Genomic DNA, 12,449 nt, shown 5'->3' with positions numbered 1-12,449 from the left:
CCGGCCAGTGTCGTGCGTTCAGTCGTCGAATCGGAAGAGACGCGCCGCGAGGACCGTGGCCACCAGTCCCCACGCGAGGACGACGACGAGGGCCAGCAGGTTCAGCCGGCCGTCGACCAGGGCCGAGCGCAGCCCGTCGGCGAGGCCCGCCGAGGGCAGCAGGGCGGCGACGTGCGAGACGCCGGCGGGCAGCTCCGTGCGGGGCACGATGACGCCACCGAGCCCGAGGAGCAGCACCCAGACGAGGTTGGCGACGGCGAGCACCGCCTCGGCCCGCAGGGTGCCGGCGAGCAGGAGAGCCAGCGCCACGAACGCCCACGTGCCCACGACGACGAAGAGCACGGCATACGCGATGCCGGAGGCCTCGGGCCGCCAGCCGAGGACGAGCCCGAGGACCGCGATGACGGCGACCTGCACGACCTCGACGGCGAGCGTGGCGAGCACCTTCGCGGCCACGAGGCCTCCACGACCGAGCGGGGTGACCCCGAGGTAGCGCAGCACCGCGTAGCGACGGTCGAAGCCGGTCGAGATGGCCTGCGCGGTGAACGCGGCCGAGATGACGCAGAGCGCGATGACCCCGGCCGTCGCGACGTCGATGCGGGTCCCCGGGCCCAGGGACGGCGAGCTGGTCAGGCTCAAGCCGACGAGCGCCAGCGCGGGCAGGACGAGGGAGACGAGCAGCTGCTCGCCGTTGCGCAGCAGGCTGCCGACCTCGAAGGACGTCTGGGCGAGGACGCGGCGGCGCGGGGACGCGGCGCCCGCGTGCGTCGAGGTCATGGGCGTGGTCGGGGTGCTCACGCGGCTCCCTTGCGGGTCAGGCTGAAGTAGACGTCCTCGAGGGAACGACCGCCCGTCACCGAGTCGGGCGTGCCCTCCGCGACGGTGCGTCCGGCGTTCATGATGACGAGGTGGTCGGCGAGCCGCTCGGCCTCCTCGAAGGAGTGGGTGGTCACGACGACGGTGGTGCCGGCGTCGCGCTGCTCGGCGACGAGGTCCCAGACGTCGAGGCGACCGTGGGGGTCCAGCCCCGCGGCGGGCTCGTCGAGGAAGAGGACCTCGGGACGACCCAGCAGCGCCGCAGCGAGGGCCAGCCGCTGCTTCTGGCCGCCCGAGAGGCGTCGGACCGTCGTCGAGGCGAAGTCGGTGACACCGAGGCGGCGGGCCACCGCGTCGACGTCGACCGGGTCGGCGTAGAGCCGGGACAGGTGGTGGAGCAGGCGCAGCGGCTTGGTGCCGTTGGGCAGACCGCCGGACTGGAGCATGACCCCGACGCGCGCCCGGTGGTCGGCTCCCGCCTGCCACGGGTCGGCCCCCAGCACGCGCACCGCACCGCTGTCGGGGCGGCCGAGGCCCACGGCGCACTCGATGGCCGTCGTCTTGCCCGCACCGTTGGGTCCGAGCACCGCCGTGATGCGGCCCTCGGGCGCGCTCCACGTCAACCCGTCGAGGGCGGCGACCTGACCGAAAGTGCGGCGGAGGTCGGACAGTGTCACCGCGGAGGTCATGACTCATGAGTCTAGGCTCGGGGGTCAACGCCCCACGCATCCGCCCGACCCTGACGGAGAGCCCCACCCGTGAAGATCGACCCAGCAGCCAAGCCGTTCACCGCCCTGGCCGCCGCGCCGACGGTGGTCGCCGCGCTGGCCCGCCGACCGCGCACGACCGCCGCCTTCGGACTGCTGACGGCGGGGGTGACCCTGTTCTTCCGCGACCCCGACCGCACGCCGGACCACACGCCGGTCACCGACCCCGACGTCGTGCTCGCCCCGGCGGACGGCATCGTCATGCACGTCGGTCCGCCGCAGGCAGGGATCGCCCCACCCGGCGAGTGGCAGCAGGTCAGCATCTTCCTCTCGCTGCTCGACGTGCACATGAACCGCTCGCCCTACGGCGGCCGCGTCATCGACGTCACCCACACGCCCGGACGCTTCCTCGCGGCCTACCGCGCCGAGAGCGCCACGAAGAACGAGCGCAGCGAGATCATCGTCGAGCGGGTCGTCGACGGACGTCCGCGCCGGGTCGTCTACCGACAGCTCGTCGGTCAGCTCGCCCGCCGCATCGTGACCCGCATCGAGCCCGGTGACGAGGTCGCGACGGGCGCCCGGATGGGACTGATGAAGTTCGGGTCACGCATGGACGTCTTCGTGCCGCCGGAGGTCCAGCTCGAGGTCAGCAAGGGCAAGCGCGCCATCGGCGGAGAGACGGTGCTGGGTCGCTTCCCGGCAGCGGACCCGTCGTGAACGGCGAACCGGGCCACGACGAGCGCCCCCGCCGTCGGGACAGAGTCAGTCGTCGCATCCGCCTCGTGTCGGCGACCGGCGCCCGCGTCATCCCGCTCGACCGGCTCAACCCGAGGGTCCGGGCGCGCGCCACGCTCCCCAGCCTCTTCACGCTCGGCAACATGCTGTGCGGCTTCTCCTCGGTGCTGCTGTCGTTCCAGGGACACTTCCGCGCGGCGGCGGTCCTCGTCGCCATCTCGATCGTGCTCGACATCTGCGACGGGGCGGTCGCCCGTGCCGTCGGGGCGATCACGCCGTTCGGCCTGCAGTTCGACTCGCTCGCCGACCTCATCTCGTTCGGCATCGCGCCGGCCGTGCTCGTCTACACGTGGGCCCTGCCCGCCTACCCCGTGTGGGCCTGGGCCGGCGCCATGTTCTGGCTCGCCTGCGCCGCCTACCGCCTCGCCCGCTTCAACGTCACCATCGACCCGCTCGCCGACAAGCGCTACTTCGTCGGGCTGGCGAGCCCCGGGGCCGCGGGCGTCGTCATCTCCACGGTGCTCGCCATCGGCGACCCGCTCTACGACTGGGCACCGCTCGTGCCGGTGGCCGCGGGCGTGGTGCCGGCCGCGCTGATGGCCTCCTCGTTCCGCTTCCGGTCCTTTCGTGACCTGCTCTCGCCCCGGCACCTGCGCATCACGGTGCCGCTCGGCATCGTCATCGTCCTGGGCCTCGTGCTGTTCCCGGGGGCGACGGGCATGGCGCTCGCCTACGGCTACGTGCTGACCTCGCCACTGGGCTGGCTCACCGCCCCACTGCGCCGGCGCTGGTTCGGCGAGGACGCCGTCGCACCGCCGCGCACCCGGCTGCCGTCCGTCATCATGCCGCCAGACCTCGATGACGACGACGGAGACGAGGACGGGGACGACGGCGACGACCTCGACGGGGACGGCCTCGACGGAGGCCGCTGCGGCTAAGGCTCTCCTAACTGGAGTGCGGCGCCCATTTACGTCACAATGGTGTGGTGTTTATCGGAGAGCACGCACCGCGTGAGACGAAGGACGGCGAGGACGTCCAGCACGTCTCGCCGCTCGAGTCGCGCACGCGCTCGCGGGTGCTCCACATGGTCTCGGCCGACGGTCCGATCACCGCCGCCGAGCTCGGACGCCACCTCGACCTGACACCGGCCGCGGTCCGCCGCCACCTCGACGCCCTCGTCGAGCAGGGGGCCGTCGTGCCCCACGAGCCCACGAGCGGTCGTCGCGGGCGCGGCCGACCCGCACGCGCCTACGTCGTCTCCGACGCCGGCCACAGCGCCCTCGAGGCCGACTACGACTCGCTGGCCGTCGAGGTGCTCCGCTACCTCGAGGCCAACGCGGGGCCGGCCGCCGTCGGCGACTTCGCCCGGGGCCGGGTCGCGGCCCTCGAGGAGCGGTATGCCGCTCGGCTCGACGCCGCGGGCGACGCACCCGCCGACCGCACCGCGGCCCTCGTCGAGGCGCTGAGCGAGGACGGCTTCGCCGCGACCGCCCGCCCCGTCGGAGCCGGCGGCCTGACCGGCGTCCAGCTGTGCCAGGGGCACTGCCCCGTCCAGCACGTCGCCTCCGAGTTCCCGGCCTTCTGCGAGGCCGAGACCGACGCGTTCTCGCGCCTGCTCGGGGTCCACGTCCAGCGCCTCGCGACCCTCGCGGGCGGCCACCACGTCTGCACCACCTTCGTCCCGACCGGTGGGATCGCCACCCGTCCACGGAAGACCATGCCGCCCCCGGGTGTTGACCCGGAGGCTGCCCCGCCTCGTACGAGCACCACCGACACGCTCACGCACGTCAAGGAAGGTTCCTCATGACCACCCACATCGAAGAGCTGAACCCCGGCCTCAAGGGCATCGGCACCTACGAGTACGGCTGGGCCGACAGCGACGTGGCCGGTGCCACGGCGCGTCGTGGGCTCAACGAGGACGTCGTGCGCGACATCTCGTCCCGCAAGAACGAGCCCGAGTGGATGACCAAGCTGCGCCTGAAGAGCCTCAGCCTCTTCGGCAAGAAGCCCATGCCGGCCTGGGGCTCCGACCTCACGGGCATCGACTTCCAGAACATCAAGTACTTCGTGAAGTCCACCGAGAAGCAGGCCGCCACCTGGGACGACCTGCCCGAGGACATCAAGAACACCTACGACCGCCTGGGCATCCCCGAGGCCGAGAAGCAGCGCCTCGTCTCCGGCGTCGCCGCGCAGTACGAGTCCGAGGTCGTCTACCACCAGATCCGCGAGGACCTCGAGGCCCAGGGCGTCATCTTCCTCGACACCGACACGGCGCTGAAGGAGCACGAGGACCTCTTCCGCGAGCACTTCGCGACGGTCATCCCCGCCGGCGACAACAAGTTCGCCGCGCTCAACACCGCCGTGTGGTCGGGCGGGTCGTTCATCTACGTCCCCAAGGGCGTCCACGTCGACATCCCGCTGCAGGCCTACTTCCGCATCAACACCGAGAACATGGGCCAGTTCGAGCGCACGCTGATCATCGCCGACGAGGGCTCCTACGTGCACTACGTCGAGGGCTGCACGGCCCCGATCTACAAGTCGGACTCGCTGCACTCCGCCGTCGTCGAGATCATCGTCAAGAAGAACGCCCGGGTGCGCTACACGACGATCCAGAACTGGTCCAACAACGTCTACAACCTCGTCACCAAGCGCGCGACCTGCGAGGCCGGCGCGACGATGGAGTGGGTCGACGGCAACATCGGCTCCAAGGTGACGATGAAGTACCCCGCCGTCTTCCTCATGGGCGAGCACGCCAAGGGCGAGACGCTCTCGATCGCCTTCGCCGGCGAGGGCCAGCACCAGGACACCGGCTCCAAGATGGTCCACGCGGCGCCCAACACCAAGAGCTCGATCATCAGCAAGTCGGTCGCCCGTGGCGGTGGCCGCGCGAGCTACCGCGGTCTCGTGCAGGTGCTCGAGGGCGCCTCGCACTCCGCCTCGACGGTGCGCTGCGACGCGCTGCTCGTCGACACGATCAGCCGCTCCGACACCTACCCCTACGTCGACATCCGTGAGGACGACGTCTCGATGGGCCACGAGGCCACCGTCTCCAAGGTGTCCGAGGACCAGCTCTTCTACCTCATGTCGCGCGGCATGGCCGAGGACGAGGCGATGGCGATGATCGTGCGCGGCTTCATCGAGCCGATCGCGCGCGAGCTGCCGATGGAGTACGCCCTCGAGCTCAACCGCCTCATCGAGCTGCAGATGGAAGGAGCCGTCGGCTGATGGGCCTTCTGGCTGACACGACCACCGACAACCCCGAGACCCAGCAGAGCGAGACCACGGTGCCCGACGCCGCCCCCAGCACGACCGCCACCCTGCCCGGCGCGAGCGCCCACACCGACTCCGCCGCGGCCTTCGTGCCCGACCAGTCGCGGGCCGAGCGCACGGCGTCGTTCGACGTCGCCGACTTCCCGGTGCCCACCGGCCGCGAGGAGGACTGGCGCTTCACGCCCGTCAAGAAGGTCGTCGGCCTGCTCGGCGACGGGGCGACGGGTCGCCTCGACTGGAGCACGCAGCTGCCCGAGGGCGTCACGACCTCGACGGTCACGGCCGAGCAGGCCCAGGGGCTCGGCATCCTGCCGCCCCAGGACCGCGCTGCGGTCGTTGCCGGAGCAGCCGCCGACGGCGCCCTGCTGCTCGACATCCCCGCCGACGCCGAGCTCGACGAGCCCGTGCGGCTCTCGCTCGTCGGCCAGGGCGGCGAGCCGGTGCACGGCCACCTCGTGGTGCGGGCCGGGCGCTTCTCCAAGGCGACGGTCGTCGTCGAGCACACCGGCTCGGCGCGCTACTCCCAGCTCGTCTCGGTCGTGACCGGCGACGGCTCGGACCTCACGGTCGTGTCCGTGCAGCGCTGGGCCGACGACGCCCAGCACCTCGCGCAGCACGACGCCCTCGTCGGGCGCGACGCGCACTACAAGCACCTCTCGGTCAGCCTCGGCGGCGAGGTCGTCCGCGTCAACGCCAACGTGCGCTACGCCGGCCCCGGCGGGGACGCGACCCTGCTCGGCGTCTACTTCGCCGACGCCGGTCAGCACCTCGAGCACCGCTCGTACATCGACCACAACGCGCCGCACTGCAAGAGCCGCGTCACCTACAAGGGTGCGCTCCAGGGCGAGACCGCGCGCACCGTGTGGGTCGGCGACGTGCTCATCCGCGCCGAGGCCGAGGGCACCGACACCTACGAGCTCAACCGCAACCTCGTCCTGACCGACGGCGCCCGCGCCGACTCGGTGCCGAACCTCGAGATCGAGACCGGCGAGATCGAGGGCGCCGGGCACGCCTCTGCGACAGGCCGTTTCGACGACCTCCAGCTGTTCTACCTGCAGTCGCGCGGCATCACCGAGGACGAGGCCAAACGGCTCGTCGTCCGCGGCTTCTTCGCCGACATCATCCGTGAGATCCCGCTCGCCGACCTGCGCGACGAGATCACCGCGGCGATCGAGGAGGAGCTCGCGTCGACGGCATACGCCGCTCCCACCCAGCAGACCCCCAGCATCCCCAGCACCAACAAGGAGAACTGACCCATGAGCACGCTCGAGATCAAGGGACTGACGGTCTCGGTCGAGACCGAGGACGGCCCCAAGGAGATCCTGCGCGGGGTCGACCTCACCGTGAAGTCGGGGGAGACCCACGCGATCATGGGGCCCAACGGCTCCGGCAAGTCGACGCTGGCCTACAGCATCGCCGGCCACCCCAAGTACACCGTCACCGGCGGCACCGTGACGCTCGACGGTGAGGACGTCCTCGCCATGAGCGTCGACGAGCGCGCCCGCGCCGGCCTCTTCCTCGCGATGCAGTACCCCGTCGAGGTCCCCGGCGTGACGGTCAGCAACTTCCTGCGCACGGCCAAGACGGCCATCGACGGCGAGGCGCCCAAGCTGCGCACGTGGGTCAAGGACGTCAAGGAGGCCATGGGCAACCTGCGCATGGACCCCGTGTTCGCCGAGCGCAACGTCAACGAGGGCTTCTCCGGCGGCGAGAAGAAGCGGCACGAGATCCTCCAGATGGAGCTGCTCAAGCCGAAGGTGGCCATCCTCGACGAGACCGACTCCGGCCTCGACGTCGACGCGCTCAAGATCGTCTCCGAGGGCGTCAACCGCGCCAAGGACTCGAGCGACCTCGGCGTGCTGCTCATCACGCACTACACGCGCATCCTGCGCTACATCAAGCCCGACTTCGTCCACGTCTTCGTCGACGGCAAGGTCGTCGAGCAGGGCGGCCCCGAGCTGGCCGACCGCCTCGAGGACGAGGGCTACGACCGCTACCTCACCGCGGCCCCCGCCGCCACGGTGGAGGTCTGAGCGAGATGGCCGACGTCCGGCCCCTGACGGAGGGGGAGCTCGCCGCGATCCGCGGTGAGTTCCCCATCCTGGCGCGCACCGTGCGCGACGGGCGGCCGCTCGTCTACCTCGACTCGGGCGCGACGTCGCACAAGCCGACGACCGTGCTCGACGCCGAGCGCGCCTTCTACGAGCAGCACAACGCCGCGGTCCACCGCGGCGCGCACCAGCTCGCCGAGGAGGCCACCGACGACTTCGAGGCCGCCCGCGCGACGGTGGCCTCGTTCATCGGGGCTCCCGCCGACGAGGTCGTCTTCACGAAGAACGCGACCGAGGCGCTCAACCTCGTGGCCTACGCCTTCTCCAACGCGGCCCCGACCGACGAGCCGAAGGACGAGCGCTTCGTGCTGGGTCCCGGTGACGAGATCCTCGTGACCGAGATGGAGCACCACGCCAACCTCGTGCCCTGGCAGGAGCTCGCCCGTCGCACGGGCGCGACCCTGCGCTGGGTCCCGGTCGGCGCCGACGGCGCGCTCCACCTGTCGGGGCTGGGCGACCTGCTCACCGAGCGGACCAAGGTCTTCGCCTTCACGCACGTCTCCAACGTGCTCGGCACCGTCAACCCCGTCACGGAGCTGGCCGAGCGGGCCCACGCCGTGGGCGCGCTCGTCGTCGTCGACGCCTGCCAGTCCGTGCCGCACCTCGCGGTCGACGTGGCGACGCTCGGCGCCGACTTCATCGCCTTCAGCGGGCACAAGATGTACGGCCCGATGGGGGTCGGCGTCCTCTGGGGCCGGGCCGAGCTGCTCGAGGTCATGCCGCCTTTCCTGACCGGTGGGTCGATGATCGAGCTCGTCACCATGGAGCGTTCCACCTACGCACCGGCGCCCCAGAAGTTCGAGGCAGGCGTCCCCAACGCGGCACAGGCCGTGGGCCTCGCCGCGGCGGTGCGCTGGGTCGAGGCGATCGGCATCGATCGCATCCACGCCCACGAGGCCGCCCTCGTCGAGCAGCTGCAGCGCAGCCTCGCCGAGCGTCCGTGGGTCCGCGTCGTCGGCCCGTCCGTCGGCAGCCCTCGAGGGGGAGCCGTCGCGTTCGTCGTCGACGGCGTCCACGCCCACGACGTCGGGCAGGTGCTCGACGACGCCGGAGTGGCCGTGCGGGTGGGTCACCACTGCGCCTGGCCGCTGCACCGCGCCCTCGGGGCCGCGGCGACGACGCGCGCCTCCTTCGCCGTCCACAACACGCCCGCCGACGTCGAGGCGCTGCTCGCCGCGCTCGACCGGGTGCCGGTCATCTTCGGCGTCGACACCGAGAGGCAGGCCAGCTGATGGACCTCTACCAGGAGCTCATCCTCGAGCACTCGAAGCGGCCGCAGCACGCCGGCCTGCGCGAGCCGTTCGACGCCGAGGTGCACCACATCAACCCGACGTGCGGCGACGAGGTCACCCTCCGCGTCGACGTCACCGGCACCGGACCCGACGCCGTCGTCACCGACATCTCGTATGCCGCCCAAGGCTGCTCGATCTCCGTCGCCAGCACCTCCGTGCTCGCCGAGGAGGTCATCGGCCACCCGGTCTCGGAGGCGCTCGAGACGTTCGAGGCCATGCGCGCGATGCTGACCTCCAAGGGCCAGGTCGCCGGCGACGAGGCCGTCATCGGTGACGGCGTGGCCTTCGCCGGAGTCTCGAAGTACCCCGCCCGCGTCAAGTGCGCCCTGCTCGGCTGGACCGCCTTCACCGACGCCCTCGCCCGAGCCGGCGTCGACATCTCTTCCACGAGTTCGCCCTCCCCGCAAGGAGTTCCGTCATGACCGCAACCACCACCCCGCCCAACGTGGCCGACGTCGAGGAGGCCATGCGCGACGTCGTCGACCCCGAGCTCGGCATCAACGTCGTCGACCTCGGTCTCGTCTACGGCATCACCGTCGACGCGCAGTCGCACGCCGTCATCGACATGACGCTCACCTCGGCCGCGTGCCCGCTCACCGACGTCATCGAGGACCAGACGGCGCAGGCCCTCGAGGGTCTCGTCACCACGCACCGGATCAACTGGGTGTGGATGCCGCCGTGGGGTCCCGACAAGATCACCGAGGACGGCCGCGAGCAGTTGCGCGCCCTCGGCTTCAACCTCTGAGCCGACACCGACACCCGTGACGACGCGCGTCATCGAGGTCGACCCCGAGCGGTTCGACCGGTGGATGGCGGGCTTCGCCGAGCGACACGGCCCCTACGACGCCGCCGAGGAGAGCACTCCCGGCGGCGTCGTCGTGTCCGCACGCGCCGCAGACGGGTCCACCGTCGTCGCGACGCCCTTCGCCCACGACCCCCTCGGCGTCGTCCTGGTCCGCCGAGGAGGGTATGCCGTCGGCCTGGCCGTCGGGGCGTCGTTCGCCGCGTCCAAGGTCGGCACCCGCCACGTGCAGTCGCGCACGGCCGCCGGCGGCTGGTCGCAGCAGCGCTTCGCGCGCCGCCGTGGCAAGCAGGCCGACGAGCTCGTCGACGCCGTCGTCGGCCATGCCCGACGGGTGCTCCTCGGGGACGACGAGAGCCCGCGCACGGGGGCGGACGGCATACCCCGTGGTCTGGTCGTCGGTGGCGACCGCACCCTCGTGCGCGAGGTCCTCGACGCGAGCCCGTTGCGCGCCCTCGCCGGGCTGCCGCTGCGTGAGCTCTACGACCTGCCCGATCCCAAGCGCGACGTGCTGCAGAGCGCGCTGCGGCGCGGGCGAGCCGTCCGCCTCGCGCTGGCGGAGACCGAGCCGCGGACGGGCGGGCTCAGCTGACGGTGGCGACGCCGAAGGTGTTGCACTGGTTGATGTCACCGGTCTGGTAGCCCTGCGTGAACCAGCTCATCCGGGCCTGGGCCGACCCGTGGGTCCAGTTCTCGGGCGTCACCCGCCCCTGCATCTTCTGCTGGATGCGGTCGTCACCGACGGCCGAGGCCGCCGACAGCGCCGACTTGATGTCGCTCTCGGTGATGGCCTTGAGCAGCGGGGTGCCGCTGGCGTCGGTCGTCTCGGTCGCGTGCTTGACCCACGTGCCGGCGAGGCAGTCGGCCATGAGCTCGATGCGCACCGCGCCGGAGTTGGCGCCCTGCGGGTCCTGCTGGGCACGGCCGAGGATGCCGAGGAGGTCCTGCACGTGGTGGCCGTACTCGTGGGCGATGACGTACTCCTTCGCGAGCTGGCCGCCGTCGGCCCCGAACTTGCTCTGCAGCTCCTGGAAGAAGCTCGCGTCGACGTAGACCTTCTTGTCGAGCGGGCAGTAGAAGGGTCCCACCTGCGAGTTGGCCGTGCCGCAGCCCGAGGGCGTCTGGCCCTGGTAGATCACGGTCTTCACCGGCTCGTAGTTCATCTGGTACTTCGGCAGCGCCTTGGTCCAGTAGTCCTGCACGCTGTTGACGGTCGCGACGATGAGGCACACGTCGTTCTTGTTGGCGTCGGCCCCGGTCTTGCACTGGGAGAACTGTCCCTGGTCGACCTGGCCGGCCGCGGCGACCTGGTCGCTCTGGAGCTGCTGCGAGGGCAGGCCGCCGGCGCTGCTGCCGGAGTCACCGCCGCCGAGGATCTTGCCGCCGCCGAAGATGAGCATGAGCACGAGCAGGATGAGCCCGCCGATGCCGCCACCGACCTGGATGCCGCCGGGGAAGCCTCCGCCGCCCCCACCGCTGCCGCCGCTCTGCACCTGCGAGGTGTCGAGCTGGGCGTTGTCGTTGAAGCTCATCTGCCGCTCCTCGGTCGGGACCGAGGAGCCCCGGTCCGGTCGTGATCACCCTAGTGCGCGGGGACCGGTGTTCGTCTGCTGCTGCAGCGGGTGCAGCTGCTGCTCCGGCGTCGTACCCGATCCGGTGGGACGAGCCATCCCGCCCGGGCCGCCCTCGTCGCATGAGTCGCCCGGGTGGCCTGAGTCGACCGAGTCGCCCGAGCGACCCGCCGCCTTGACGAGCCGCGCGGCGAGGTCCTCGGTGGCCTGCACGAGTGCCGGAGACCCGATGACCTCGTAGGTCAGGGGGGTGACGGCGAGCTGGCGCGCGTACCAGTCGGGGTCGTCGGTCGTGGCCCGCAGCCGGATGCCGCCCTCGACCTCCTCGAGCCGCCCGAGGCTGCGGGGGAGCCATCGTGACGCCTCGGCGAGGTCGGCGCGCAGCAGCACGTCGACGTCGTGGCGCCAGCCCTGGGAGAGGTGCTCCTCGAGGACGCGCAGGGCATCGAGGTCGTCGGGCGGCCCGAAGGGCACGGACGTGACGAAGACGGAGCGGACCCGGTCGACGCGCAGGGCGCGCAGCGCGTCGGCCGAGTGCGACCAGCACAGGAGGTACCACCGGCCGTGGCGCAGCACGACGGCCCACGGGTCGACCTCCATAGACCGCTCGCGGCCGTCCTCGAGGCGGTAGTCGAGCCGCACCCGACGCGACGACGTGCAGGCCTCGACGAGCCGAGCCGTCAGGGCGGGGTCCACGCGCAGGCCGGGGTCGGGCGGGGGACCGCTGGCCCGACGGACGGCTCGGACGGGCTCGGCGACCTGCTGGGGGAGCGCGCGCAGGATCTTGGAGAGGGCGGCCCCGACCAGCTCGGTCGGGTCGGCCGCTCCGCGGTGCCCTTCGAGCACGGCCATGACGAGGCCGAGGGCCTCGGCGGCCGTGAACATCAGCGGCGGCAGGCGCAGGCCTCGGCCGACGCGGTAGCCGCCGTGCGGTCCGGTGACCGACTCGATGGGCAGGTCGGCCTCCCTCAGGATGGCCACGTAGCGCCGGGCCGCCCGCTCCGTGACACCGAGGTGGTCACCGAGGCGCTGGGCCGTGATGCCGGGGCAGTCCTGGATCGCCTCGAGCGCGAGCAGGGCACGCGCGGTCGGGCTCGTGTCGTAGCGCACCCGATTCACCTCCCCGAACGCCCGGCGTACGGCAC

At 71.7% G+C, this 12,449-nt stretch carries 14 protein-coding genes; 10 read left to right on the top strand and 4 right to left on the bottom strand.

Annotated elements, in window-relative coordinates; all coding sequences use genetic code 11:
* Nucleotides 1–18: 18 nt before the first annotated feature.
* Nucleotides 19–798 carry an ABC transporter permease gene (locus ABD297_RS06800; protein ID WP_344254085.1) on the bottom strand — a complete coding sequence of 260 codons (780 nt, stop codon included), beginning with the start codon at nt 796–798 and terminating at the stop codon, nt 19–21.
* Nucleotides 795–1,505 carry an ABC transporter ATP-binding protein gene (locus ABD297_RS06795; protein ID WP_344254083.1) on the bottom strand — a complete coding sequence of 237 codons (711 nt, stop codon included), beginning with the start codon at nt 1,503–1,505 and terminating at the stop codon, nt 795–797. Before ABD297_RS06795 ends, ABD297_RS06800 begins: the two co-directional genes overlap by 4 nt.
* 69 nt (nt 1,506–1,574) lie before the next feature.
* Between ABD297_RS06795 and ABD297_RS06790 the strand changes: the two genes are divergently transcribed.
* The 10 genes from ABD297_RS06790 to ABD297_RS06745 all read left to right on the top strand — a co-directional run bounded on the left by ABD297_RS06790 (nt 1,575) and on the right by ABD297_RS06745 (nt 10,325).
* Nucleotides 1,575–2,240: a phosphatidylserine decarboxylase gene (locus ABD297_RS06790; protein ID WP_344254081.1), complete on the top strand. Its 666-nt coding sequence runs from the start codon at nt 1,575–1,577 to the stop codon at nt 2,238–2,240.
* Between the two features lie 65 nt (nt 2,241–2,305).
* Nucleotides 2,306–3,196 carry a CDP-alcohol phosphatidyltransferase family protein gene (locus ABD297_RS06785; RefSeq protein WP_344254080.1) on the top strand — a complete coding sequence of 297 codons (891 nt, stop codon included), beginning with the start codon at nt 2,306–2,308 and terminating at the stop codon, nt 3,194–3,196.
* A gap of 44 nt (nt 3,197–3,240) precedes the next feature.
* Nucleotides 3,241–4,065, top strand: coding sequence for a helix-turn-helix transcriptional regulator (locus ABD297_RS06780; protein WP_425581141.1), 825 nt, complete (start codon nt 3,241–3,243; stop codon nt 4,063–4,065).
* Entirely contained in the window at nt 4,062–5,483 is a 1,422-nt protein-coding gene (gene sufB, locus ABD297_RS06775) for a Fe-S cluster assembly protein SufB (RefSeq protein ID WP_344254078.1), read from the top strand. The genes ABD297_RS06780 and sufB overlap by 4 nt, the downstream gene beginning before the upstream one ends.
* Nucleotides 5,483–6,781: a Fe-S cluster assembly protein SufD gene (gene sufD / locus ABD297_RS06770; protein ID WP_425581140.1), complete on the top strand. Its 1,299-nt coding sequence runs from the start codon at nt 5,483–5,485 to the stop codon at nt 6,779–6,781. The genes sufB and sufD overlap by 1 nt, the downstream gene beginning before the upstream one ends.
* Before the next feature lie 3 nt (nt 6,782–6,784).
* Nucleotides 6,785–7,561 carry a Fe-S cluster assembly ATPase SufC gene (sufC, locus tag ABD297_RS06765; protein ID WP_344254077.1) on the top strand — a complete coding sequence of 259 codons (777 nt, stop codon included), beginning with the start codon at nt 6,785–6,787 and terminating at the stop codon, nt 7,559–7,561.
* Nucleotides 7,562–7,566: 5 nt separating this feature from the next.
* A complete protein-coding gene (locus ABD297_RS06760; protein ID WP_344254076.1) occupies nt 7,567–8,871 on the top strand; it encodes a SufS family cysteine desulfurase in 1,305 nt (434 codons plus the stop codon).
* A complete protein-coding gene (gene sufU, locus ABD297_RS06755) occupies nt 8,871–9,353 on the top strand; it encodes a Fe-S cluster assembly sulfur transfer protein SufU (RefSeq protein ID WP_344254075.1) in 483 nt (160 codons plus the stop codon). Before ABD297_RS06760 ends, sufU begins: the two co-directional genes overlap by 1 nt.
* Nucleotides 9,350–9,676 carry a metal-sulfur cluster assembly factor gene (locus ABD297_RS06750; protein WP_344254074.1) on the top strand — a complete coding sequence of 109 codons (327 nt, stop codon included), beginning with the start codon at nt 9,350–9,352 and terminating at the stop codon, nt 9,674–9,676. The genes sufU and ABD297_RS06750 overlap by 4 nt, the downstream gene beginning before the upstream one ends.
* Nucleotides 9,677–9,692: 16 nt before the next feature.
* Nucleotides 9,693–10,325: an acVLRF1 family peptidyl-tRNA hydrolase gene (locus ABD297_RS06745; protein WP_344254072.1), complete on the top strand. Its 633-nt coding sequence runs from the start codon at nt 9,693–9,695 to the stop codon at nt 10,323–10,325.
* Here the strand turns inward: ABD297_RS06745 and ypfJ are convergent.
* Both ypfJ and ABD297_RS06735 read right to left on the bottom strand, forming a co-directional pair.
* Entirely contained in the window at nt 10,318–11,265 is a 948-nt protein-coding gene (ypfJ, locus tag ABD297_RS06740) for a KPN_02809 family neutral zinc metallopeptidase (protein WP_344254071.1), read from the bottom strand. The two genes, ABD297_RS06745 and ypfJ, sit on opposite strands and share 8 nt — an antisense overlap.
* A 45-nt stretch (nt 11,266–11,310) precedes the next feature.
* Complete coding sequence (locus ABD297_RS06735) at nt 11,311–12,414, bottom strand: helix-turn-helix transcriptional regulator (RefSeq protein WP_344254070.1); 1,104 nt, start codon at nt 12,412–12,414, stop codon at nt 11,311–11,313.
* Nucleotides 12,415–12,449 lie beyond the last annotated feature (35 nt).

Origin of the sequence: Terrabacter carboxydivorans (genome assembly GCF_039532035.1) — a bacterium.
Lineage (GTDB): Bacteria > Actinomycetota > Actinomycetes > Actinomycetales > Dermatophilaceae > Terrabacter > Terrabacter carboxydivorans.
The sequence above is the reverse complement of the archived record's forward strand: the minus strand, read 5'-3'. Positions and strand labels throughout refer to the sequence as shown.